Consider the following 22,971-nt stretch of genomic DNA (forward strand, 5'->3'; position numbering starts at 1 on the left):
CATGAGCGGCAAACCCCCAGCAATATTCCTCATGGGCCCGACGGCGGCCGGCAAGACCGACCTCGCCATCGAACTGACCAAGGTCCTGCCCTGCGAGCTGATCAGTGTCGACTCGGCCCTGGTCTACCGTGGCCTGGACATTGGTTCGGCCAAACCTTCCAAAGAGATTCTGGCCGCCTACCCGCACCGGCTCATCGATATCCGCGACCCGGCTGAAAGCTACTCGGCCGCGCAATTTCGTGCCGACGCTCTGGAAGCGATGGCCGATATCACCGCGCGCGGCAAAATTCCGCTGCTGGTCGGCGGTACCATGCTTTATTACAAGGCGCTGATCGAAGGCCTGGCAGACATGCCGGCGGCCGATGCCGCCGTGCGCGCAGAGCTCGAGGCGCAGGCCGAAGCACTGGGCCTGGCAGAGTTGCACCGGCAACTGGCAGAGGTCGACCCGGAGTCGGCGGCGCGTATTCACCCCAACGACCCACAGCGGCTGATCCGCGCGCTGGAAGTTTACCGGGTGAGCGGCGAGAGCATGACGGCTCATCGCCAGCGTCAATTCGCGGAAAGTAGCGGCGCAGACGCAGGCGCTGGCGGGCATTTGCCCTATACTGTCGCGAGTTTGGCGATTGCGCCTGCGGATCGTCACATTCTGCATAAGCGAATTGCGTTACGATTTTCACAGATGCTGGAACAGGGCTTTGTCGACGAGGTCCGATCGCTGCGAGCCAGAAGTGACTTGCACGCCGGACTGCCGTCTATACGGGCAGTGGGTTATCGACAGGTCTGGGACTACCTCGACGGCAAGCTGACTGAGAATGAGATGCGCGAACGCGGTATCATTGCCACTCGACAGCTGGCCAAGCGGCAGTTCACCTGGTTGCGTGGCTGGGCTGACGTGCATTGGCTTGACAGCCTGGCCTGCGACAATCTGTCCCGCATCTTGAAATACCTTGGGGCCGTCTCCATATTGAGCTGAGTCCCTGCTGATAGCCGTCTATTCTTGCGAAGGGGCGGCCTGACTTATCAATTTTTCTGATTTTCTATTTATTTATCCTTACAGGAGTGCGGCATATGTCAAAAGGGCATTCGCTACAAGACCCTTACTTGAATCAACTGAGAAAGGAAAAGGTCCCGGTATCGATCTATCTGGTCAACGGGATCAAGCTGCAGGGCTCGATCGAATCCTTCGACCAGTTCGTGGTACTGCTGAAGAACACCGTCAGCCAGATGGTTTACAAGCACGCCATTTCGACCGTAGTTCCGGCCCGTCCGGTCCGCCTGCCAAGCCCGACCGACGCCGAGCACGGCGACAGCGAGCCAGGCAACGCCTGATAGGAGCCTGCATTGTTCTTTGAGCGCCACGGTGGTGGTGAGCGGGCGTTGCTCGTTCACTTGGAAGGTCAGAACCCTGAGGCGCGCGAAGACCCGCAGGAGTTTCAGGAACTGGCACTGTCGGCCGGAGCCGACATCGTCTCGTTGGCCACGGTGGCCAGGCATCAGCCTACGGCCAAATACCTGATTGGCAGCGGCAAGGTCGAGGAATTGCGCGACCTGGTCAAAGCCGAACAGGTAGACCTGGTGATTTTCAATCACACCCTCACGCCCAGTCAGGAACGCAACCTCGAGCGCGTCTTCGAGTGTCGCGTGCTTGACCGTACCGGGCTGATCCTCGACATCTTCGCCCAGCGGGCGCGTACCCATGAAGGCAAGCTGCAGGTCGAACTGGCCCAGCTCGACCACATGAGCACGCGGCTGGTGCGCGGCTGGACCCACCTTGAGCGGCAGAAGGGTGGTATCGGCCTGCGTGGCCCGGGTGAAACCCAGCTGGAAACCGACCGCCGTCTGTTGCGGGTACGCATCCGCCAGATCAAGGGGCGCCTGGAGAAGGTGCGCAGCCAGCGCGAGCAGGCCCGTCGTGGCCGCAAGCGCGCGGATATCCCTTCGGTTTCGTTGGTTGGCTACACCAACGCCGGCAAGTCCACACTGTTCAATGCCCTGACCGAATCCGAGGTGTATGCGGCCGACCAGCTGTTCGCCACGCTCGATCCGACCTTGCGCCGGCTCGAACTGGCCGACCTGGGCCCGATCGTGCTGGCCGACACCGTGGGCTTCATTCGTCACCTGCCGCACAAGCTGGTCGAGGCATTTCGGGCTACGCTCGAAGAATCGAGCAACTCGGACCTGCTGCTGCATGTGATCGACGCCCATGAGCCAGAGCGCATGGAGCAGATCGAGCAAGTGCTGGCCGTGTTGGGCGAGATCGGTGCCGAAGGCTTGCCGATCCTCGAGGTCTATAACAAACTCGACCTGCTCGAAGATGTCGAGCCGCAGATTCAGCGCGATGCCGATGGCAAGCCGCAGCGGGTCTGGGTGTCGGCACGAGATGGACGTGGCCTGGAGCTGGTCGGCCAGGCGATTGCCGAGTTGCTGGGGGATGATCTGTTTGTCGGTACCCTGTGCCTGGAGCAGCGTTTTGCCCGCTTGCGCGCGCAATTCTTTGCCCTGGGTGCCGTGCGAAGTGAAGAGCATGACGAAGAAGGGCGCAGCCTGCTGAGTGTTCGCCTGCCCAGGGGCGAGTTGAATCGCCTGGTCAGTCGTGAAGGCATGGAGCCGCAAGTGTTTGTCGAGCAACACACTTTGCAATAAATGCCCGGTGAGGTCGTCGGGCAGCAGTGGCAGGCATTCTGTAGCATTGGACGGCGCGCCGTGGGCGCGTCTTTGCTTTATCAGATGGAGAGCGCTATGGCTTGGAACGAGCCGGGTGGCAACTCGAACAATCAGGATCCCTGGGGCGGCCGTCGCGGTGGCGGCGGTGGTGGCGACAAGAAGGGTCCGCCGGATCTGGACGAGGCCTTCCGCAAGCTGCAGGACAGCCTGAACGGCATGTTCGGCAGTGGCAAAAAACGTGGCGGCGGTGACCGCAATGTCGGCAAGGGTGGCGGCTATGGTCTGCTGGGCATTGGCCTGGCAGTGCTTGCTGCAATCTGGCTGTACAGCGCCGTGTACGTGGTCGACGAGCAGGAGCAGGCCGTGGTGCTGCGCTTCGGCAAGTACTATGAGACGGTCGGTCCCGGCCTGAACATCTACTTCCCGCCAATCGATCGCAAGTACATGGAAAACGTCACGCGCGAGCGTGCCTACACCAAGCAGGGGCAGATGCTCACCGAAGACGAGAACATCGTCGAGGTGCCGCTGACCGTCCAGTACAAGATCAGCAACCTGCAGGACTTCGTGCTTAACGTCGACCAGCCTGAGGTCAGCCTGCAGCATGCGACCGACAGCGCCCTGCGCCACGTGGTGGGTTCCACCTCGATGGACCAGGTGCTGACCGAGGGCCGTGAGCAGATGGCCGTGGATATCCGCGAGCGCCTGCAGCGCTTCCTCGACAACTACCGCACCGGTATCACCGTCACCCAGGTCAACGTACAGAGCGCGGCAGCCCCGCGTGAAGTGCAGGAAGCCTTCGACGACGTGATCCGCGCCCGTGAAGACGAGCAGCGTGCCCGCAACCAGGCCGAGTCCTACGCCAATGGCGTGGTGCCGGAAGCCCGCGGTCAGGCCCAGCGCATCATCGAGGACGCCAACGGTTACCGCGACGAAGTCATTGCCCGAGCCAAGGGTGAGGCTGATCGCTTCACCAAGCTGGTCGCCGAGTACCGCAAGGCCCCTGACGTGACCCGTCAGCGCCTGTACCTGGAGACGATGCAAGAGGTCTACAGCAATACCAGCAAGGTCCTGGTCACGGCCAAGGACGGGCAGAACAACCTGCTCTACCTGCCGCTGGACAAGATGGTCGAAGGCAGCCGCAACGCGTCCGCGCCAAGCACCAGCGTCAGCCCGTCGGTCAACGATGCTGGCGCGCGTGCCGCGCAGGACCTGCAACAGCAACAGCAGCCACTGCGCACTAGGGAGAGCCGCTGATGAGCAACCGATCGCTGATCGCCCTGATCGCCGCCGTGGTTCTGGCCATTGTGGCCTGGAACAGCTTCTACATCGTGTCCCAGACCGAGCGTGCGGTACTGCTGCGCTTCGGTAAGGTGGTCCAGGCGGATGTCCAGCCGGGCCTGCACGTGAAGATTCCGTACGTGAACCAGGTACGCAAGTTCGACGCACGCCTGATGACCCTCGACGCCCCGACCCAGCGGTTCCTGACCCTGGAGAAGAAGGCTGTGATGGTCGACGCCTACGCCAAGTGGCGCGTCAAGGATGCCGAGCGCTTCTACACCGCCACTTCCGGCATGAAGCAGATCGCCGACGAGCGTCTGTCGCGTCGTCTGGAAAGCGGCCTGCGTGACCAGTTCGGCAAGCGCACCCTGCACGAGGTGGTTTCCGGTGAGCGTGACGCGCTGATGGCTGACATCACCGCATCGCTGAACCGCATGGCCAGCAAGGAGCTGGGTATCGAGGTCGTCGACGTGCGCGTGAAGGCCATCGACCTGCCGAAGGAAGTCAACCGCAGCGTGTTCGACCGCATGAGTACCGAGCGTGAGCGTGAAGCTCGCGAGCACCGCGCCAAAGGTAACGAGTTGGCCGAAGGTATTCGCGCCGATGCCGACCGTCAGCGCCGTGTACTGCTGGCCGAAGCCTACCGCGAGGCGGAAGAGACCCGTGGTGACGGCGACGCTCAGTCGGCCGCCATCTACGCCAAGGCCTACACCCAGGACGCTGATTTCTACGCGTTCTACCGTAGCCTGCAGGCGTACCGCGACAGCTTCTCGAGCAAGAGCGACGTGCTGGTACTGGACGCGAAGAACGAGTTCTTCCGCTTCCTGGACAAGAGCAAGCCGTGATGCTCAGGCCCTGATTTTCATGCAGCGGCGCCCCGCCTGGCAGCTAAAACACCAGGCGGGGTGCATCCTGAATGAAAAGGGGTGTATGATGAGGCAGCCGGGAAATTTCCCGGCTTTTTTGCGTCTGCAAGGTTGATTGGCAAAGCGCCAGTTGACGGTTTGGTCAGGTCGCAAGGCAATTTGAGGGTATCGGGTACGGTGGCTGCGCTGGGATCAGTGCTGCCCGCTGCTGTGCGCGATACCGGCTTTACTGACGGCTCGCCAGCTGGCAAGCCGCCCGGACCAGAGGGGAAATGGCGTAATGGCAACGGTAGACCGCTGGCTGCTGCCAGATGGCATCGAGGAAGTACTGCCACCTGAGGCTGCGCGCATCGAGATCGCGCGCCGCCAGGTGTTGGACCTGTTCCAGAGTTGGGGCTACGAGCTGGTCGTCACCCCGCATATCGAGTACCTGGAGTCGCTGCTCACCGGCGCCGGCCAGGACCTGGATCAGCGCACCTTCAAGGTGGTCGACCCGCAGTCGGGCCGCCTGATGGGCTTCCGCGCCGACTTCACCCCACAGGTGGCGCGCATCGACGCCCATACCCTGCGCCGTGAAGGCCCGAGCCGCCTGTGCTACGCCGGCAGCGTGCTGCACGCCCAGCCGCGAGCCCTGTCCACCTCGCGCAGCCCGATTCAGCTGGGTGCCGAGCTGTACGGCGACGCCAGCCCGACCAGCGATGTCGAAGTCATCAGTCTGATGCTCGCCACGCTGCAGCTGACCGACGTTGCCGACGTGCACATGGATCTTGGTCACGTCGGTATCTACCGCGGCCTGGCCCGTGCCGCTGGCCTGTCGGGCGCGGTCGAACAGCAGCTGTTCGACGCCCTGCAGCGCAAGTCGGTCGATGAGGTGCAGGCACTGACTGCCGACCTGCCGAAGGACCTGGGCAACATGCTGCGCGCCCTGGTCGAGCTGTGCGGTGGCCGTGAAGTGCTGGCCGAGGCCCGTGTGCGCCTGGGCCGTGCCCCGGCCAGCGTACTGGCGGCGCTCGATGACCTGCTGGCGATCGCCGATCGCCTGGCGTCGCGCTATCCGGACCTGCCGCTGTACTTCGACCTCGGCGAGCTGCGCGGCTACAACTATCACACCGGCGTGGTGTTCGCCGTGTTCGTTCCGGGCGAAGGTCAATCGATCGCCCAGGGCGGCCGCTATGACGACATCGGCGCCGACTTTGGCCGGGCACGCCCGGCTACAGGTTTCTCCACGGATTTGAAGACCCTGGTCACACTGGGGCGAGCGGAGGTCGTATTGCCAACTGGCGGCATCTGGATGCCGGACAGTGGCGACGCGGCCCTCTGGCAGCAGGTCTGCCAGTTGCGCAACGAGGGCCAGCGTGTGGTCCAGGCTCTGCCTGGCCAGCCGTTGAGTGCTGCTCTCGAGGCGGATTGTGATCGGCAATTGATTCAGCAAGACGGGCGCTGGCAGGTTCTGCCGCTGGCCCAGTGAGTTTCTGCGTCGGCAGTAGGCCGGCAACCAAGTTTGCGTGAATGAGGACCAATGTAATGGGTAAGAATGTCGTCGTCCTGGGCACCCAGTGGGGTGATGAGGGCAAAGGCAAGATCGTCGATCTGCTGACCGAACATGCTGCCGCCGTAGTGCGCTACCAAGGTGGCCACAACGCGGGCCACACCCTGGTGATCAACGGTGAGAAAACCGTTCTGCACCTGATTCCCTCGGGCATCCTGCGTGAAGGCGTGCAGTGCCTGATCGGCAACGGCGTGGTCGTTGCCCCAGACGCCCTGATGCGTGAAATCACCAAGCTGGAAGAGAAGGGTGTACCGGTGCGCGAGCGCCTGCGTATCTCCCCGGCGGCGCCGCTGATCCTGTCGTACCACGTGGCCCTGGACCAGGCACGTGAAAAAGCCCGTGGCGAAGCCAAGATCGGCACCACTGGCCGTGGCATCGGCCCAGCGTACGAAGACAAGGTTGCACGCCGCGGCCTGCGCGTCGGCGACCTGTTCCACCGCGAGCGTTTCGCCGCCAAGCTGGGTGAGCTGCTGGACTATCACAACTTCCAGCTGGTGAACTACTACAAAGAGCCGGCCATCGACTTCCAGCAGACCTTGGACGAGTGCATGGCCTACGCCGAACAGCTCAAGCCGATGATGCTCGACGTGACCGCCGAGCTGCACAACCTGCGTCGCGCTGGCAAGGACATCATGTTCGAAGGCGCCCAGGGCTCGCTGCTGGACATCGACCACGGTACCTACCCGTACGTCACCAGCTCCAACACCACCGCTGGCGGCATCTCCACCGGTTCCGGCGTTGGCCCGATGTACCTGGACTACATCCTGGGCATCACCAAGGCCTACACCACTCGCGTTGGTTCCGGTCCGTTCCCGACCGAACTGTTCGACGAGACCGGTGCCACCTTGGCCAAGCGTGGCCACGAGTTCGGTTCGACCACTGGCCGTGCCCGCCGTTGCGGCTGGTTCGATGCCGTCATCCTGCGTCGCGCCATCGACGTCAACAGCATCTCGGGCATCTGCCTGACCAAGCTGGACGTTTTGGACGGCCTGGAAACCATCAACATCTGCGTTGGCTACAAGAACGAGAACGGTGCCGTCATCGACGCGCCTTCCGATGCCGACAGCTACATCGGCCTGGAGCCGGTGTACGAAGAGATGCCAGGCTGGAGCGAATCGACCCTGGGCGTGAAAACCCTGGAAGAGCTGCCGCAAGCTGCACGTGACTACATCAAGCGTATCGAAGAGCTGGTAGGCGCGCCGATCGATATCATTTCGACCGGCCCGGACCGCAACGAGACCATCGTCCTGCGTCACCCGTTCGCCTGATCTGCCCTCCAGGCTGATCTGACGCCGTGGTCCTGCAAAGGATCGCGGCGTTTTCATTTGTGGCGCGGGCCTGGCGACATTGCTAGACCTTGGCGCTTATCCCTGCTGTGTACGGCACAACCCTTGCTGTAAGAAGTTTCTGTAGATGCCATCAAAATAGTGGCGCCAGAAAACACGAGGGTTACACCGTGTCTGCCATCCTTTCACTGTTACGAAGCCGCCTCTTGCGGCCTGTGTTTGTTGCCCTTGGTATCGCCCTTTTGGTGCAAGTGCTGGTTGCCGTTGCGCTGACCCGCAGCACCGTAACGGCCTTGGAGGCCGACCTGGGCGAGCGTTTGGGTAAAGACAGCCGTCAGCTCGCCGACGAGCTGGAGCAGGCCGGGCAGGACGTGCGCGGGGGGCTTGAGAGCCTTTCCAGCAGCACCCGCCAGCGCCTGAGCGCGGGCCTTTCCACGCGCTTGCAGGACGAACAGCAGCAGCTGCGCGCCACCCTGGAGAAAAATCTCAAGGACTCGGCCAACGACATGGCCGAGCTGCTGGCCTCGGTCGCCCCGCGGGCGATCTGGGATAACGATGTACCGATGCTCTCCGACTTCGCCCGTCGGGCCCAGCGCAACCCCAACGTGCTGTTCGTGATCTATGACGATGCCCAGGGCCAGCATCTGACCCGCTACTTGAACCGGCAGAACCCGATCAACCAGGCTTTGATCGAGAAGGGCCAGGGCGAGCGGGCGCTGGACAAGGTGCTCGACGCCGCGCGTCGCGATCCTTCGGTGTATTTCGTCGAAGCGCCGATCAACCCCAATGGTGCCGAGATCGGCAAAGTCCTGATGGGGGTTTCCACGGCCGGCGTTGACCAGGAACTCAAGGCCCTCGACCAGCGCTTCAATGCCCTGATCGCCAGCGGTGAGCAACTGGTCGGCGACAGCCTGGGCGCCGCGGCCGCCGACAGTGGCAAGGCCCTGCGCGAACGCCTGGAAACCGCACAGGCCAGCGCTACCGCGATGCAGGCCAACACCGCACAGACCGTGCGCGATGCGGCTGCCGAGCTGCGCTGGCGGATTGGCCTGGGCCTAGTGGTGGTTGGTCTGGGTGTGCTGCTGGTGGTGGCCGTGGTGCTAGGCCGCCGGGTGCTCAGCAAGCTGCGCCTGCTGATCGCCGCGCTCAATGATCTGGCCGCTGGCGAAGGCGACCTGACCAAGCGCGTGACCCTCGACAGCCGCGACGAGATCGGCGATATGGCGTCAGCGGTCAATCGCTTTGTCGACAAACTGCAGCCCATCGTCCGCGAGGCCGGCGAGGTGGCCCAGCGTACCGGCGTCGAGATCGGCACCATGGCCAAGCGCAACGCCGGTGCCGATGCTGTAGCGGCGTTGCAGCGTGACGAAGTAGCCGCCAGCCTGCGCGACCTGTCGAGCATGGCTGACGAGGCTCAGGCCGAAAGCCATGCCATGCAGGCGGCGTTGCAGCAGGTAGTGGACATTCGCCAGGCAACCGACGAGAACAGCCGTTCCTCGACGCAATTGGCGAGCCTGATCGAGAACCTTGCCGGCCAGGTTGAAACCGGCTCGCAGGTGATCGAGCGCCTGGCCAAGCAGAGCGAGCAAATCGAAGTGGTGCTGACCGTCATCCATGGCATTGCCGAGCAGACCAACCTGCTGGCTCTCAACGCCGCAATCGAAGCCGCACGCGCTGGTGAGACGGGGCGCGGCTTTGCCGTAGTGGCCGATGAGGTGCGCGCGCTGGCGAGCAAGACCCAAAGCTCCACCGGCGACATCCAGGCGCACATCGCCGCCCTGCAGAAAGGTGCCAAGGAGGCGGTGGCGACTATCGGGCAAGCCGGACTCAAAGCCAGTGAAGGGCTGTTGGTGCTGCGTGACAACGAGCGTCGCCAGCAGTCGGTGCAGGCCGCCGTGGAGCAGGTGCACGCGGCCATCGGCCTGGCGACCCGTGCTGCTGAGCAGCAGGCCCACGGTGCGCAGGCAGTGCGCGGGCGAGTGGAGAACATCCATGCCCAGGCCGAACGCTCGGCCGAGGTGGTGATGCAAACCACGGCCAGCAGCAAGGTGCTGGATGATCTGGCGGCGCAGTTGCGCGCCAGCTTGGGCCAGTTCCGGGCGTAAGTTGGGGCAATGGCCTTGCCCAATTGCTGAACCATGGCGCGGACCCTGTGGGCGCGGGCTTGCCCGCGAACACGGGCGAAGCCCGTGCCATCCAGCTTGCGCTGTTGTTATGCTGTGAGCGACACATGACAAGGGAGTTGCTCATGTCCGCCCAGTTGGTCGCCGCCCAGGCCGACCTCGATTTTCTCCACAGTGACAGCATACAGCTCGCTGCCCCGTTGACCGCCCTGCAGGCATACTGTGCCATGACCTCGGACGTCCCTGGCTGGCTGGCCTGGGCCTTCCGCATTCGTGACTTCATCTCGCGTCGTTTCAATGTCGCCGATATCCATGGCTTCTCACCCCGCGATCCAGGGTATGTGCCGGCCGTCGGCGAGCATCTGGACTTCTTCACCGTCGAGGCCATCAGCGACCAGCAACTGGTGCTGACGTCGCGTGATACGCACTTGGCGGTGATGGTCTGCATGGATGTGGACGGGCAGCGCTTGAAAGTGACCACGTCAGTGCGGTGTTTCAACGCCTTTGGCCGGCTATACATGCTGCCGGTTGGCAAGGTACATGGCCTGATCGTGCGCCGGATGTTGGCGAATTTGTAGGCATCGCTGAGTTAGGGGGTGAAACACTTATTTACGTGATCAAGCCTGTATCTTCGTCAAAGTCGTAGGAAATTTCCCAAATGGTTAGCGCTAGAGTGTTTGCCGTTGCAGCGCTGGGCACAGGGAGCTAGTGTCGATTGGACCTGAAGGCACTCGGCGAACTTCGCCGCTTACTTCAGGAACGACCTCAGAGCGGCGATGTCGGAACACCGTCGTTATCAGCCCAATCTTTACCAAGGAGAGGTAAGCATGGCTTTCGATGCTTATATTCAAATCGCGGAAATCACTGGCGAAGCACTGGATGAGCAGTACGCCAACTGGATTGAAATCATAGGCTACAAGTTCGGTGCAAACCAGAGTACCTCTGCCACCGCAAGCTCAGCGGGCGGCGCATCATCAGGGCGCACCACACTCACCAACTTTACCTTCACCAAATACCTGGACAGTGCAAGCTGCAAGCTGCTGGAGGCTAGCTGTGCCGGGCAGCACCTGAAGGAGGTGAAGCTCGTGCTCTGTCGTGCTGGTGGCGATAAGCTCAAGTACTACGAAGTCGTCCTCGAGGAAGTGATCATCGCCGACTATGCCCAGAGCGCCAGCGCTGGGGTGCCAGTGGAAGTCGTGCAGCTTAACTACGGACGCATCAAGACGACCTACACGCGGCAGAAACGCCTTGACGGCAGTGCCGGCGGCAACGTCACGGGCGGTTGGGACCGCATCAACAACAAGAAGTATGCGTGAGGTGCGACCATGTCCGAGGCGCGCAGCTTCATTAATCCGCAAGCGCAGTCGTATGAGTCGCTGAAGGTCGATACGCCCATGAACGCGAATCAGCGGGCCAAGTTTGATGTGTTGAATGCGCATGTCGTCAACACTGTTGTTTTCCCTGGTGAGCTGATAATCATGGGTGACCCAAGCACGCCGTCCTGTACTGCTCATGAGGCATTTCTCATGGGTAAGGCGTTGGGTATACACCTCGACATCGAATTGAGCGGCGGTGACTTTGACGGGTTCCTTCTGGAGAATTTTGAGTTGCTGCAGAGCTTGCTGTCTCGTGCTTCCATCGGCGCTGGTACAGCTAGTGACGCTTGGAGCAAGCATCTTGAAGCTATCAAGAAAACGTTAGAGGAAATAGAACAGCTACACCGGAATTACTTGCATCAAGGCACGTTGAAAGCTCGTAATGAATTCTATTCGAAGCGTACAGCGCTGTTTTTGAAGTTGGAGGCCCAGCTAGATAGTATGGCTGCGTATGGGTCAGGGTTACGCAATCGGGGCAAAATCAAGCATGCGCTGGATATATCTACCAAAAGATTTCTTCACGGTGGTGAGATTAAAGGCTATGCAGCAAAAATATCTGGCGTGGCTAAGGCGGCTAATTGGGTAAAAAAAGGTACGTATTTAGGCATGGCACTTGATGTGGCGTCAACCGAACTGTCAATTCGTAACGCGTGCGTGCTTGGACGGGAGGAGGAGTGTAGAGAGGCCAAGTATGTGGAGAGGAGTTCGCTCGTTGGTGGCTTGGGGCTGGGAGGAGTTGGTGGATATGTCGGGGGCGTCTTGGGGCCAATCGCATGTGTTGCTGTAGGTATACCCACCGGTGGAACGGCAACTTTCGCATGTGCGGTATTGGGGGGAGCGGCTGGAGGTATTGCTGGCGGTGGGTTTGGTGAGATTTTGGGAGAAAGAGTGGGGGAGATTTTGTATGAGGCAGTGCGATGAGTAACTTGCACCTCGCAGTGCTTGGTGTGTTTGTAATTATTTCGCCTTTTCTGATGTTTGGTGTGTGGATATTCGTTGCGCATCGATATCTGGATCGTATCGAATCAATCCTGTCTAATAGCCGAATGGTGGCTGTGAACAGAGAAATATATTCTCATGCTGGGCTGCTAGGGAAAGTCATGCGGCTAGGGTCAATTTCCGCAATGCTATCTATGAAATATTTTAGCGTTCGGAAGGGGCTATTGGATAGCAATGATATTGCAAAGGCTCCCGCCGACTTGCAGAGGCTGTTAGTGCGCTTGTGGGCTGTACAAATTTTTCTGATTGCACTGATTGTTCTGTTTTTTGTTTGGATAGAGTACTTGCGGTGAGCTCGTGTGTGTCGTTCGAAAATCCAGGCTGCTCGCCAGCCTGGATTCGGTCTCAAGCCTTGTTCAAATACATCCGCGTAGTCAGCAAATACACCGGCAACCCCGACACCACAATCAACAGCGCCGCATAAGGCGCTGCCGCCGCAAACTCGACGTTGGCGGTATGCGCCCAGACCTCGGTGGCCAGGGTGGTCATGCCAGTCGGGCTGAGCAGCAGGGTAGCGGTAAGCTCCTTCATGGCATCAAGGAACACCAGCGCAAACGCCGCCGCCAGCGCCGGGAAGATGATCGGCAAGGTCACCCGGCAAAACGCTGCAAAGCTGCTGGCGCCCAAAGTGCGGGCTGCTTCTTCGAGTGTCGGCGAAGCCTTGTTCAACGCGGTACGCACCGGCGCCTGGGCCAGCGGCAGGAACAGCAGCGCATAGGCCAGCAGCAACAGCGCGGTGGTCTGGTACAGCGCCGGCACGTAGTGCAGCGAGAACACCACCAGGGTCAGCGCAATTACCAGGCCGGGCAGGGCGTGCAGCAGGTACGGCAGGCGCTCGGCCCAGATCGCCAGGCGGCCTTTGTAGCGCACTACCAGGAAGCTGACCGGCAGCGCCAGCAGCACACAGAAGCCTGCGCCACCCAGCGACACCGACAGCGAAGTCAGCAATGCCTTGCTGATCGCCGCCACCGGGAAGGCGGCCGACGAACCCACGCTCAGCCAGTAACCCAGCATGGCCAGTGGGATGCCGCTGCCGAGAATCGCCAGGCCCAGGCAGAACAATTGCGCCAACGGCATCCAGCCACGCAGCCGTGCCGGCTGCCCGCGACGTGCCACGCCCTGACCGATGCGCACGTGGCGGGCCTTGCCGCGCACGCGCAGTTCCAGCCACAGCATCAGCAGGCACATCGCCAACAGTACCGCCGACAGCATGGCGGCGTTGGCGTTGCTGAATTCCAGTTCGAACTGCTGGTAGATCGCCGTGGTGAAGGTCTGCAGGCCGAGGATCGATAGCGCGCCGAACTCGACCAGCATGTGCAGGGCGATCAGCAAAGCACCGCCCAGCATCGACGGCCAGAGCAGCGGCAGGGTGATCTTGCGGAATACGCCCCAGCGGCTGTAGCCCAAGGTGCGCGCCGACTCTTCAAGCGAAGTGTCGAGGTTGCGCAGGGTCGCCGCCACCGGCAGGAACACCAGCGGGTACTTGGACAGTGCCATGACCAGGATCGCCCCGCCCAAGCCTTCGAAGTCCGAGCTCAGCGATACCCAGGTGAAGCTGCTGACAAACGACGGCACGGCGAACGGCAGGCACAGCACCACCCCCCATAGCCGGCGGCCGGGCAGGTTGCTGCGCTCGAGCAGCCAGGCCAGGGCCAGGCCGACCACCATACACGCCAGCGTCACCCCGGCCATCAGCATCAGGGTGTTGCGCATCAGCCCCCAGACGAATGGGCGCCAGAGCAGGTGCAGGGCTTCGCGCCAGCCAGCCTCCCAGGCTTTCATGGCGACGTACAGCAACGGCAGCAAGCTCATCGCCACCAGGAACAGCACAGGCAGCAGCACCCAGATCGAGGGGCGCTTGCGGCGCGGTACGAAACGTACCTGCGCAGGCGTGGACAGGGCGGCGGTCATCAGAGCAGGCCGACCTCGCGTTCAAGCTCGATGGCTTCCTCGGCATTGCCCAGGTCGGCTGGCGATATCTTCGGCGGGCGCAGTTCGTCGAACGGCTTCAGGCCACGGTCGGAGACCATGCCCTTGTGCAGCGGGTACTCGGCGGTGGTCTGGGTGATCACGCGCTGGCCTTCTTCGCTGGCCATCCAGTTGAGCAGGGCCTGGGCCTCCTTTGGATGCTTGCTGGCCTTGACCGCAGCGGCACCGGAGATGGTCACCAGGTTGCCGGCGTCGCCGTCGGCCATGTAATACAGCTTGGAGTCGAGCTTGCCGCGCTCGCGCTCCAGTGCATACCAGTAGTAGTTGTTGACCAGCACGGCGGCGACTTCACCTTTTTCCACGGCCTTGAGGGCGACCATGTTGTTGGTGTAGGTCTTGCCGAAGGCTTTCAGGCCGGTCAGCCATTCTTCGGTGGCTTCACGCCCGTGCATCTTCAGGATGGCCACGGCCTGTTCCTGGAAGGCGCCGCTGGTAGGTACGTAGCCGACGCGGCCTTCCCACTCTGGATTGGCGAAATCCATGACGGTGGTCGGCAGGTCTTTCTCGTCGACTTTCTTCGGGTTGTACACCACCACGCGGGTGCGGGCGGTCACGCCCATCCAGGTGCCGTTGGCACCCACGTATTCCTTGGGCAGCATGTTCAGCGTGGCGTCATCGATCTTCGCCAGCAGTCCCAGCTCGCCGAGGTTGTTCAGCGGCGGGGATTCTTCGGTATAGATGATGTCGGCCGGCGAGCGGTCGCCCTCCTCGATGATCTGGCTGGCCAGCTGGTTGCTGCTGCCCTTGCGGATATTGATGTGGATACCGGTCTTGGCCTCGTAGGCCTTGGCGATGGCTTCGCCGATTTCCTTGTGCTGGCCGTTGTACATGGTCAGCGTGACCGGTTCGTCTGCCAAGGCGGCCGGAGCGCCGATCACCAGGCTCAGAACTGCGGCGGCCAGGGTGCGCATCAGCGGTTGCGGGCGAATCGTCATGCGGGTACTTCCTCGCTTACGGCTACATATTCGGAAACAATGGTAAACGAAATCGTTTCTCAAGTGGCCGGGTGACGAGAAATTCATCGGCAGACAAACGTGTAATGCCGGAGGCTGCGCGGGGAGGAGGGAGGGGGTGCAAAAATTGCAGGCAAGAAAAAACCCACTAGCAAGCTAGTGGGTTTTTGTATGGTGCCCAGGAGAAGACTCGAACTTCCACGACCGTTAAGTCACTGATACCTGAAACCAGCGCGTCTACCAATTCCGCCACCTGGGCAAAGCTTTACATCATCTGGAGAAGGCGACTATCGTTCGCTTTCACACAGTAGTAACAGATCCTTGGTCATCTGTTACTTGAAAATATTTGGTGCCCAGGAGAAGACTCGAACTTCCACGACCTTGCGGTCACTGATACCTGAAACCAGCGCGTCTACCAATTCCGCCACCTGGGCACACATTCGAGATAAAAGATGCTTTACAGCGCCGCTCATCTCTACTACAACTTCGGGCTTGTCCGTCGTTGTGGTGCGCACTATACGGACGGTCCGGGGGGCTGTAAACCCCCCAAGCGAAAAAAATTTCAAAAAATTCAACTTGTTGATTCCGAAGGCCTATTGCCCCTCTCTATACACAGCAGCGGGGGCTGTCCAAGGCTGACATTTCCGGTTTCAATACGCACATGCCAGAACTCCTATCTATATATCCCAAGGTGAACCCCTTCTGATGGCCGATTGGCAATCCCTCGATCCCGAGGCCGCTCGCGAAGCGGAAAAATACGACAACCCCATTCCCAGCCGTGAGCTGATCCTGCAGCGCCTCGCCGACCGTGGCGAACCGGCCGCGCGCGAGGAGCTGGCGGCAGAGTTCGGTCTTCATGAAGAAGACCAGATCGAAGCCCTGCGCCGCCGCCTGCGCGCCATGGAACGTGACGGCCAGCTTATCTATACCCGGCGCGGCACTTATGCCCCGGTAGACAAGCTGGACCTGATCTGTGGTCGTGTCTCCGGCCACCGTGACGGTTTCGGCTTCCTTATCCCCGATGACGGCAGCGAAGACCTGTTCCTCAGCCCGTCGCAGATGCGCCTGGTGTTCGACGGCGACCGTGGCCTGGCCCGCGTCTCGGGCGTTGACCGTCGTGGCCGCCGCGAAGGCGTGCTGGTCGAAGTCATCTCCCGCGCCCATGAAAGCGTGGTCGGCCGCTACTTCGAAGAAGGCGGCATCGGCTACGTGACCCCGGACAACCCGAAGATCCAGCAGGAAGTGCTGGTGACCGCCGGGCGTAACGGTGGTGCCAAGATCGGCCAGTTCGTCGAGATCAAGATCACCCACTGGCCTACCCCGCGCTTCCAGCCGCAGGGCGATGTGGTCGAGGTGATCGGCAACTACATGGCGCCGGGCATGGAAATCGACGTTGCCCTGCGCAGCTACGACATTCCGCATGTCTGGCCCAACGATGTAGTCAAGGAAGCGCGCAAGTTCCGCTCCGAAGTCGAAGAGAAGGACAAAGAGAAGCGCATCGACCTGCGCCACCTTCCGTTCGTCACTATCGACGGCGAGGACGCCCGGGACTTCGATGACGCCGTCTACTGCGAACCGCTGGGCAAGCTGCGCATGTTCTCGGGTGGCTGGCGCCTGTATGTGGCAATCGCCGACGTCTCCAGTTACGTACGCCTGGGCTCGGCCCTGGACAACGAGGCTCAGCAGCGCGGTAACTCGGTGTACTTCCCCGAGCGCGTGGTGCCGATGCTCCCCGAAGAGCTGTCCAACGGCCTGTGCTCGCTGAACCCGCATGTTGATCGCCTGGCCATGGTCTGTGAAATGACCATGAACAAAGCTGGCCAGATGGTCGACTACCAGTTCTACGAAGGCGTTATCCACTCCCACGCCCGCCTGACCTACAACAAGGTCAGCAGCATGCTCGAACATGCCCGCACCCGTGAGGGCAAGGCGCTGCGCGAAGAGTACAAGGAGGTCCTGCCGGACCTGAAGAACTTGTACAACCTGTACAAGGTGCTGCTGGATGCCCGTCACGCCCGGGGGGCCATCGACTTCGAGACCCAGGAAACCCGCATCATCTTCGGTGACGAGCGCAAGATCGCGGAAATCCGCCCGACCGTGCGCAACGATGCCCACAAGCTGATCGAAGAATGCATGCTGGCAGCCAACGTCGCTACCGCCGCGTTCCTGCAGAAGCACGAAGTGCCAGCCCTTTACCGCGTGCACGACGGTCCACCGCCGGAGCGCCTGGAAAAACTGCGCGCCTTCCTCGGCGAGCTGGGCCTGACCCTGCACAAGGGCAAGGACCCGTCGCCGAAGGACTACCAGGCCCTGCTGGCGAGCATCGCCGGGCGACCGGACTTCCACCTGATCCAGACCGTGATGCTGCGCTCGCTGAGCCAGGCGGTGTACAGCACCGACAACAACGGCCACTTCGGCTTGAACTACGAGGCGTACACCCACTTCACCTCGCCGATCCGCCGTTACCCGGATCTGCTGGTACACCGCGCCATCCGCAGCATCATCCGTTCCAAGGTCGATACCCCGCACGTCAAGCGTGCGGGCGCCATGAGTATCCCCAAGGCGCGTATCTACCCGTATGACGTGAACGCCCTCGAGCAGCTCGGCGAGCAGTGCTCGATGACCGAGCGCCGTGCCGACGAAGCGACCCGTGACGTGGTCAACTGGCTCAAGTGCGAATTCATGAAGGATCGCGTGGGCGAGACCTTCCCGGGTGTGATCACTGCGGTCACCGGTTTCGGCCTGTTCGTCGAACTGACCGACATCTATGTGGAAGGCCTGGTGCACGTCAGTGCGCTGCCGGGCGACTACTACCACTTCGACCCGGTGCACCACCGCCTTTCGGGCGAGCGTACCGGGCGCAGCTTCCGCCTGGGCGACACCATCGAGGTCAAGGTCATGCGCGTCGACCTCGACGAGCGCAAGATCGACTTCGAAGTCTCCGAGCAGCAGCTCAATGCGCCGATTGGCCGCAAAGGGCGTGGTGTTGCCTCGCCAGCAGCCGAAAAGTCCGAGAAGTCCGAGCCAGCGGTCGAAGCCAAGGCCACGCCTAAGCCGCGCAGCCGCAAGAGCGAGACTGCCGAAGCGTACTTCCCGAAAGACGCCGTGCAGCGCAACGCCGAAGTGCGCAAGAGCCGTGAAATGAAAAAGGCGCTGATGAGCGAGGCGCGCACCAGCGGCCACCCCAGCAGCAAGTCGGACAAGGGCGGCAAGCCGTCCGGCAAACCGACCAAGCACCGTAAAGGCCCGCCGAAGTCCGGCGCGCCACGCAAGAGCAAGAACAAGTCATGAGTCAGCTGGAAAAGATCTACGGCGTGCACGCCGTGCAGGCACTGCTGCAGCACCATCCGAAGCGGGTCAAGCAGATCTGGCTGTCGGAAGGGCGCAGCGAGCCGCGCATCCAAGCGTTGCTGGAACTGGCCGCGGAAAACCGCGTGCCGGTTGGCCAAGCCGAGCGCCGTGAGCTGGATGCCTGGGTCGAAGGCGTGCACCAGGGCGTGGTCGCCGAGGTGAGCCCGAGCCAGGTGTGGGGCGAGTTGATGCTCGAGGAGCTGCTCGAGCGCAGCGAAACCCCGCCGCTGATCCTGGTGCTGGACGGCGTGACCGACCCGCACAACCTTGGCGCTTGCCTGCGCACCGCCGATGCGGCTGGCGCCACGGCGGTGATCGTGCCCAAGGACAAGTCGGCTACCCTGACGCCGGTAGTGCGCAAGGTGGCCTGCGGTGCGGCGGAGGTGATTCCGCTAGTGGCCGTGACCAACCTGGCGCGCACGCTGGAGAAACTGCAGCAGCGCGGCCTGTGGGTGGTGGGTACCGCTGGCGAGGCTGAACAGGAGATCTACCAGCAGGACCTGACCGGCCCGCTGGTGATGATCATGGGCGCGGAAGGCAAGGGCATGCGCCGACTGACCCGCGAGCATTGCGATTTCCTGGTGAAGTTGCCGATGAGCGGTAGCGTCAGCAGCCTGAACGTGTCGGTGGCGACGGGCGTGTGTCTGTTCGAGGCCGTGCGGCAGCGTCAGGCCAAGCGTTGATCGCGTAAGCTTCACCGGCCCTTTCGCGGGACAAGCCCGCTCCTACAGGGATCGTGTAGGAGCGGGCTTGTCCCGCGAAAGGGTCGGTAGCCTGCGAATATGTTTCCGGCTGTTCAAATAATCACCAATCACCTTGCTTGTACGTCCCGCCTTCTCTACAATTGCGCCCCTTGCCGAGCTGGCAGGCGCCTATGTGCCTCCCCTCCGTGCAAGACATACAGTGTCATTCACTCCTTGTCTGACCAGATACGCTGGCAGACTACTAACCCGTAAGGAGCATTCATGCGTCATTACGAAATCATCTTCCTGGTTCACCCGGACCAGAGCGAGCAAGTCGGCGGCATGGTTGAGCGTTACACCAAGCTGATCGAAGAAGATGGCGGCAAGATCCACCGCCTGGAAGACTGGGGCCGTCGTCAACTGGCCTACGCAATCAACAATGTTCACAAGGCTCACTACGTGATGCTGAACGTTGAGTGCACCGGCAAGGCCCTGGCCGAGCTGGAAGACAACTTCCGCTACAACGATGCCGTTATCCGTAACCTCGTCATCCGTCGCGACGAAGCCGTAACCGGCCAGTCCGAGATGCTGAAGGCTGAAGAAAACCGCAGCGAGCGCCGTGAGCGTCGTGAGCGTCCTGAGCATGCTGAATCCGCCGACGGCGACGACAGCAATGACAGCGACTCCAGCGATAACGCTGACGAGTAATCCACGGACCTTTAGAGGAGCCTATTAAATGGCACGTTTCTTCCGTCGTCGTAAATTCTGCCGCTTCACTGCTGAAGACGTGAAAGAGATCGACTTCAAAGATCTCAACACCCTGAAAGCTTACGTATCCGAAACCGGCAAGATCGTTCCAAGCCGTATCACCGGTACCAAAGCTCGTTATCAGCGTCAGCTGGCTACCGCTATCAAGCGCGCCCGCTTCCTGGCCCTGCTGCCCTACACCGACAGCCACGGCCGCTGAGACCGGGTCGTCGACAAGCAGTAAGGGATTAGCATGCGAGCGTTAGCAAGTTTCATCATGCGCGGTCGTGTGCAGGCCACCCTGGTGGTGGTCATCAGCGCGGTACTGCCGCTGCTGTTCTGGTTGAGTGCCGCTGCCGGCAGCCTTGTGCTGCTGCGGCGTGGGTTCAAGGATGCTTCAACGGTCATCGCCGGCGGCCTGCTGGCCGGGCTGGCCGTGTGGTTCATGGGCGATCCGATCACCTTCCTGGTGATTGCCGGTGCCCTGGGCCTGGCCGCGCTGTTGCGCGCCGAGCATCCCTGGAGCCGTGTGCTGGTCGCCAGTGCCGTGTTCGCCGTGGTTTTCAGCCTCGTGCTCGACATGGCCCTGGCGCAGACCTTCGATGTGTTGGCCAAGGCGTTTGCCGAAGCCATGCCGAAAATCGAAGGCGAGCCGGTGCTCTCCGGTGAGCTGATCCGCCCTGTGCTGGTCGCTTCCACAGCAGTGACGGTGCAATTGTTCAGCGTGTTGGCCTTGGTGCTGGCGCGTTATTGGCAGGCAGCGTTGTACAACCCTGGAGGCTTCGGTCGCGAGTTTCGCGAACTGAGGTTGCCGAAACAGACCATGGCGGTCTTGGTGGCAGTGATGGTGGTGGCTCCGTTTATCGGGTCGCAGTTCATCATCCTGGCATCGGCGTCGAGCCTGGTACTGGTGCTGGCTGGCATCGCCTTGATGCACGGCCTTGTGGCACAGGGGCGACTGGCCGGTTTCTGGCTAGTGGGCATGTACGTGACGTTGCCGCTGATCATGCAGCTGATCTACCCGTTGCTGATGGTCCTGGCCATTGTCGACAGCCTGATTGATTTTCGCGGTCGCAAGTCCCCTCCGGGGAAAGACTCCGCGAACGGTGAAGGTTAAAAGTTAAGAGGTTTTACCAAATGGAACTGATCCTGCTGGAAAAAGTCGCTAACCTGGGCAACCTGGGCGACAAAGTTAAAGTTAAGGCTGGTTACGGCCGTAACTTCCTGCTGCCATTCGGCAAGGCCACCGTCGCCAACGCCGCCAACCTGGCTGCGTTCGAAGAGCGTCGCGCCGAGCTGGAAAAAGCAGCTGCTGACCGTAAAGCTTCGGCTGAAAGCCGTGCTGCCCAACTGGCCGAGCTGGAAGTGACCATCACTGCCACCGCTGGCGACGAAGGCAAGCTGTTCGGTTCGATCGGCACCCACGACATCGCTGACGCCCTGACCGCCTCCGGCGTTGAAGTGGCTAAAGCTGAAGTTCGTCTGCCGAACGGCACCATCCGTCAGGTTGGCGAATACGACGTAGCCGTGCACCTGCACAGCGACGTTGAAGCCACCGTACGTGTGGTCGTCGTAGCTGCTTAAGCTGCGCTGACTGGTGGTCCCTCACGGGATAGCCGGTTAACATCGGGCACGGTCCTGTTCATTCAGGCCGTGCCCTTTGTCTTTTTCATCCTCAAGAATTCTTTCGTGGCCATGAACGAGATCACCAACTCCGAACAGCTCGACCTGCAAACCGCTGCCCTGAAGGTGCCGCCGCATTCCATTGAGGCCGAACAGGCCGTGCTCGGTGGCCTGATGCTGGACAACAATGCCTGGGAGCGGGTGCTGGACCAGGTGTCGGATGGCGATTTCTACCGGCATGACCACCGCCTGATCTTCCGTGCCGTGCACAAGTTGGCCGACGCCAACCAGCCATTCGACGTGGTGACCCTGCACGAGCAGCTGGACAAGGAAGGCGTCTCCTCGCAGGTCGGCGGCCTGGCTTACCTGGCCGAATTGGCCAAGAACACCCCGTCGGTGGCCAACATCAAGGCCTACGCCGCGATCATTCGCGAACGGGCCACGCTGCGCCAACTGATCAGCATCAGCACCGACATCGCCGACAACGCCTTCAATCCGCAAGGGCGTGGCGCTGCAGAAATCCTCGACGATGCCGAGCGGCAGATCTTCCAGATCGCCGAAGCGCGGCCGAAAACTGGCGGCCCGGTGGGCGTCAACGAACTGTTGACCATGGCCATCGACCGCATCGATACGCTGTTCAACTCCGACAGTGACATCACGGGCGTGTCCACTGGCTTCACCGACCTGGACGAGAAGACCAGCGGCCTGCAGGCGGCCGACCTGATCATCGTCGCCGGCCGTCCGTCGATGGGTAAGACCACTTTCGCCATGAACCTGGTGGAAAATGCCGTGCTGCGCAGCGAAAAGGCGGTGCTGGTGTTCTCCCTCGAGATGCCAGGTGAATCGCTGATCATGCGTATGCTTTCGTCGCTGGGGCGCATCGACCAGACCAAGGTGCGTTCAGGTCAGCTGGATGACGACGACTGGCCGCGCCTGACTTCGGCAGTCAACCTGCTCAACGACCGCAAGCTGTTCATCGACGATACCGCCGGCATCAGCCCTTCCGAAATGCGTGCGCGTACCCGCCGTCTGGCCCGTGAGCACGGAGAAATCGGCATGATCATGGTCGACTACCTGCAGCTGATGCAGATTCCAGGTTCGGCCGGTGACAACCGGACCAACGAGATTTCCGAAATCTCCCGTTCCCTCAAGGCCCTGGCCAAGGAATTCAACTGCCCGGTAATCGCCCTGTCGCAGCTGAACCGCTCCCTGGAACAGCGGCCGAACAAACGCCCGGTGAACTCCGACTTGCGTGAATCCGGTGCAATCGAGCAGGACGCCGACGTGATCATGTTCGTGTACCGCGACGAGGTGTACCACCCCGAGACCGAGCACAAGGGCGTGGCCGAAATCATCATCGGTAAACAGCGTAACGGCCCCATCGGTTTCGTGCGCCTGGCGTTCATCGGCAAGTACACCCGCTTCGAGAATCTCGCGCCGGGCATGTACAACTTCGACGACGACGAATAAGCCACTGGCCTCAC

General features: G+C 61.5%; 20 protein-coding genes, 2 tRNA genes and 2 pseudogenes. 20 read left to right on the forward strand and 4 right to left on the reverse strand.

Going from position 1 to position 22,971, the window contains the following annotated elements:
* The first annotated feature begins 1 nt into the window (after position 1).
* From miaA to ACOKS3_RS02745, 13 genes and pseudogenes are all read left to right on the forward strand, one after another.
* Positions 2-973, forward strand: a complete 972-nt coding sequence (gene miaA / locus ACOKS3_RS02685) for a tRNA (adenosine(37)-N6)-dimethylallyltransferase MiaA (protein WP_422763769.1) — start codon at positions 2-4, stop codon at positions 971-973.
* Positions 974-1,068: 95 nt separating this feature from the next.
* On the forward strand, positions 1,069-1,329 hold the full coding sequence (gene hfq / locus ACOKS3_RS02690; RefSeq protein WP_103445894.1) for an RNA chaperone Hfq: 261 nt from the start codon (positions 1,069-1,071) through the stop codon (positions 1,327-1,329).
* 12 nt (positions 1,330-1,341) lie between these two features.
* The gene (gene hflX / locus ACOKS3_RS02695) at positions 1,342-2,643 is read left to right on the forward strand and encodes a ribosome rescue GTPase HflX (RefSeq protein ID WP_422763768.1); all 1,302 of its coding nucleotides are present in this window, start codon (positions 1,342-1,344) and stop codon (positions 2,641-2,643) included.
* A gap of 96 nt (positions 2,644-2,739) precedes the next feature.
* Positions 2,740-3,918, forward strand: a complete 1,179-nt coding sequence (gene hflK / locus ACOKS3_RS02700) for an FtsH protease activity modulator HflK (RefSeq protein ID WP_103445893.1) — start codon at positions 2,740-2,742, stop codon at positions 3,916-3,918.
* Positions 3,918-4,787 (forward strand): protease modulator HflC, encoded by an 870-nt coding sequence (gene hflC / locus ACOKS3_RS02705; protein WP_103445892.1) that lies wholly within the window; start codon positions 3,918-3,920, stop codon positions 4,785-4,787. Before hflK ends, hflC begins: the two co-directional genes overlap by 1 nt.
* A gap of 301 nt (positions 4,788-5,088) precedes the next feature.
* Positions 5,089-6,276 carry an ATP phosphoribosyltransferase regulatory subunit gene (locus tag ACOKS3_RS02710; RefSeq protein ID WP_103445891.1) on the forward strand — a complete coding sequence of 396 codons (1,188 nt, stop codon included), beginning with the start codon at positions 5,089-5,091 and terminating at the stop codon, positions 6,274-6,276.
* A 56-nt stretch (positions 6,277-6,332) separates the two neighbouring features.
* The gene (locus tag ACOKS3_RS02715) at positions 6,333-7,625 is read left to right on the forward strand and encodes an adenylosuccinate synthase (protein WP_003249542.1); all 1,293 of its coding nucleotides are present in this window, start codon (positions 6,333-6,335) and stop codon (positions 7,623-7,625) included.
* Between the two features lie 1,004 nt (positions 7,626-8,629).
* Positions 8,630-8,842, forward strand: a pseudogene (locus ACOKS3_RS02720) (methyl-accepting chemotaxis protein); the annotation flags it as partial.
* 390 nt (positions 8,843-9,232) lie between these two features.
* A pseudogene (locus ACOKS3_RS02725) lies at positions 9,233-9,748 on the forward strand (methyl-accepting chemotaxis protein); the annotation flags it as partial.
* Between the two features lie 143 nt (positions 9,749-9,891).
* Positions 9,892-10,344 (forward strand): DUF2867 domain-containing protein, encoded by a 453-nt coding sequence (locus ACOKS3_RS02730; RefSeq protein WP_103445889.1) that lies wholly within the window; start codon positions 9,892-9,894, stop codon positions 10,342-10,344.
* Positions 10,345-10,593: 249 nt separating this feature from the next.
* Positions 10,594-11,082 carry an Hcp family type VI secretion system effector gene (locus tag ACOKS3_RS02735; protein WP_159412320.1) on the forward strand — a complete coding sequence of 163 codons (489 nt, stop codon included), beginning with the start codon at positions 10,594-10,596 and terminating at the stop codon, positions 11,080-11,082.
* 9 nt (positions 11,083-11,091) lie between these two features.
* Positions 11,092-12,063, forward strand: coding sequence for a hypothetical protein (locus tag ACOKS3_RS02740; RefSeq protein WP_103445887.1), 972 nt, complete (start codon positions 11,092-11,094; stop codon positions 12,061-12,063).
* On the forward strand, positions 12,060-12,434 hold the full coding sequence (locus tag ACOKS3_RS02745) for a hypothetical protein (RefSeq protein WP_103445886.1): 375 nt from the start codon (positions 12,060-12,062) through the stop codon (positions 12,432-12,434). Before ACOKS3_RS02740 ends, ACOKS3_RS02745 begins: the two co-directional genes overlap by 4 nt.
* Positions 12,435-12,486: 52 nt before the next feature.
* Here the strand turns inward: ACOKS3_RS02745 and ACOKS3_RS02750 are convergent, their stop codons facing one another.
* The 4 genes from ACOKS3_RS02750 to ACOKS3_RS02765 all read right to left on the reverse strand — a co-directional run bounded on the left by ACOKS3_RS02750 (position 12,487) and on the right by ACOKS3_RS02765 (position 15,517).
* Entirely contained in the window at positions 12,487-14,052 is a 1,566-nt protein-coding gene (locus tag ACOKS3_RS02750) for an ABC transporter permease (protein ID WP_422763767.1), read from the reverse strand.
* The gene (locus ACOKS3_RS02755; protein ID WP_103445884.1) at positions 14,052-15,065 is read right to left on the reverse strand and encodes an extracellular solute-binding protein; all 1,014 of its coding nucleotides are present in this window, start codon (positions 15,063-15,065) and stop codon (positions 14,052-14,054) included. The genes ACOKS3_RS02750 and ACOKS3_RS02755 overlap by 1 nt, the downstream gene beginning before the upstream one ends.
* A gap of 190 nt (positions 15,066-15,255) precedes the next feature.
* Positions 15,256-15,342, reverse strand: a tRNA-Leu gene (locus ACOKS3_RS02760).
* A gap of 88 nt (positions 15,343-15,430) precedes the next feature.
* Positions 15,431-15,517, reverse strand: a tRNA-Leu gene (locus ACOKS3_RS02765).
* Between the two features lie 271 nt (positions 15,518-15,788).
* Between ACOKS3_RS02765 and rnr the strand changes: the two genes are divergently transcribed.
* From rnr to dnaB, 7 genes are all read left to right on the forward strand, one after another.
* Positions 15,789-18,374, forward strand: a complete 2,586-nt coding sequence (gene rnr, locus ACOKS3_RS02770) for a ribonuclease R (RefSeq protein ID WP_422763766.1) — start codon at positions 15,789-15,791, stop codon at positions 18,372-18,374.
* Entirely contained in the window at positions 18,371-19,117 is a 747-nt protein-coding gene (gene rlmB / locus ACOKS3_RS02775) for a 23S rRNA (guanosine(2251)-2'-O)-methyltransferase RlmB (RefSeq protein ID WP_027920757.1), read from the forward strand. The genes rnr and rlmB overlap by 4 nt, the downstream gene beginning before the upstream one ends.
* A gap of 282 nt (positions 19,118-19,399) precedes the next feature.
* On the forward strand, positions 19,400-19,825 hold the full coding sequence (gene rpsF, locus ACOKS3_RS02780) for a 30S ribosomal protein S6 (RefSeq protein WP_013974420.1): 426 nt from the start codon (positions 19,400-19,402) through the stop codon (positions 19,823-19,825).
* A 28-nt stretch (positions 19,826-19,853) separates the two neighbouring features.
* Complete coding sequence (gene rpsR, locus ACOKS3_RS02785; protein ID WP_003249563.1) at positions 19,854-20,084, forward strand: 30S ribosomal protein S18; 231 nt, start codon at positions 19,854-19,856, stop codon at positions 20,082-20,084.
* Between the two features lie 33 nt (positions 20,085-20,117).
* On the forward strand, positions 20,118-20,981 hold the full coding sequence (locus tag ACOKS3_RS02790) for a hypothetical protein (protein ID WP_103445882.1): 864 nt from the start codon (positions 20,118-20,120) through the stop codon (positions 20,979-20,981).
* A 20-nt stretch (positions 20,982-21,001) separates the two neighbouring features.
* Positions 21,002-21,448 carry a 50S ribosomal protein L9 gene (gene rplI / locus ACOKS3_RS02795; RefSeq protein ID WP_008101037.1) on the forward strand — a complete coding sequence of 149 codons (447 nt, stop codon included), beginning with the start codon at positions 21,002-21,004 and terminating at the stop codon, positions 21,446-21,448.
* A 111-nt stretch (positions 21,449-21,559) separates the two neighbouring features.
* Complete coding sequence (gene dnaB, locus ACOKS3_RS02800) at positions 21,560-22,957, forward strand: replicative DNA helicase (RefSeq protein ID WP_103446235.1); 1,398 nt, start codon at positions 21,560-21,562, stop codon at positions 22,955-22,957.
* The last annotated feature ends 14 nt before the right edge of the window (positions 22,958-22,971 follow it).

It is taken from the genome of Pseudomonas sp. HS6-2 (assembly GCF_049325675.2).
GTDB lineage: Bacteria > Pseudomonadota > Gammaproteobacteria > Pseudomonadales > Pseudomonadaceae > Aquipseudomonas > Aquipseudomonas putida_N.

Excerpts from the sequence above, each read along its gene's own strand:
- miaA (WP_422763769.1), top strand. The coding sequence starts at position 2 with ATGAGCGGCAAACCCCCAGCAATATTCCTCATGGGCCCGACGGCGGCC.
- hfq (WP_103445894.1), top strand. The coding sequence starts at position 1,069 with ATGTCAAAAGGGCATTCGCTACAAGACCCTTACTTGAATCAACTGAGA.
- hflK (WP_103445893.1), top strand. The coding sequence starts at position 2,740 with ATGGCTTGGAACGAGCCGGGTGGCAACTCGAACAATCAGGATCCCTGG.
- hflC (WP_103445892.1), top strand. The coding sequence starts at position 3,918 with ATGAGCAACCGATCGCTGATCGCCCTGATCGCCGCCGTGGTTCTGGCC.
- ACOKS3_RS02710 (WP_103445891.1), top strand. The coding sequence starts at position 5,089 with ATGGCAACGGTAGACCGCTGGCTGCTGCCAGATGGCATCGAGGAAGTA.
- ACOKS3_RS02715 (WP_003249542.1), top strand. The coding sequence starts at position 6,333 with ATGGGTAAGAATGTCGTCGTCCTGGGCACCCAGTGGGGTGATGAGGGC.
- ACOKS3_RS02730 (WP_103445889.1), top strand. The coding sequence starts at position 9,892 with ATGTCCGCCCAGTTGGTCGCCGCCCAGGCCGACCTCGATTTTCTCCAC.
- ACOKS3_RS02735 (WP_159412320.1), top strand. The coding sequence starts at position 10,594 with ATGGCTTTCGATGCTTATATTCAAATCGCGGAAATCACTGGCGAAGCA.
- ACOKS3_RS02740 (WP_103445887.1), top strand. The coding sequence starts at position 11,092 with ATGTCCGAGGCGCGCAGCTTCATTAATCCGCAAGCGCAGTCGTATGAG.
- ACOKS3_RS02745 (WP_103445886.1), top strand. The coding sequence starts at position 12,060 with ATGAGTAACTTGCACCTCGCAGTGCTTGGTGTGTTTGTAATTATTTCG.
- ACOKS3_RS02750 (WP_422763767.1), bottom strand. The coding sequence starts at position 14,052 with ATGACCGCCGCCCTGTCCACGCCTGCGCAGGTACGTTTCGTACCGCGC.
- ACOKS3_RS02755 (WP_103445884.1), bottom strand. The coding sequence starts at position 15,065 with ATGACGATTCGCCCGCAACCGCTGATGCGCACCCTGGCCGCCGCAGTT.
- rnr (WP_422763766.1), top strand. The coding sequence starts at position 15,789 with ATGGCCGATTGGCAATCCCTCGATCCCGAGGCCGCTCGCGAAGCGGAA.
- rlmB (WP_027920757.1), top strand. The coding sequence starts at position 18,371 with ATGAGTCAGCTGGAAAAGATCTACGGCGTGCACGCCGTGCAGGCACTG.
- rpsF (WP_013974420.1), top strand. The coding sequence starts at position 19,400 with ATGCGTCATTACGAAATCATCTTCCTGGTTCACCCGGACCAGAGCGAG.
- rpsR (WP_003249563.1), top strand. The coding sequence starts at position 19,854 with ATGGCACGTTTCTTCCGTCGTCGTAAATTCTGCCGCTTCACTGCTGAA.
- ACOKS3_RS02790 (WP_103445882.1), top strand. The coding sequence starts at position 20,118 with ATGCGAGCGTTAGCAAGTTTCATCATGCGCGGTCGTGTGCAGGCCACC.
- rplI (WP_008101037.1), top strand. The coding sequence starts at position 21,002 with ATGGAACTGATCCTGCTGGAAAAAGTCGCTAACCTGGGCAACCTGGGC.
- dnaB (WP_103446235.1), top strand. The coding sequence starts at position 21,560 with ATGAACGAGATCACCAACTCCGAACAGCTCGACCTGCAAACCGCTGCC.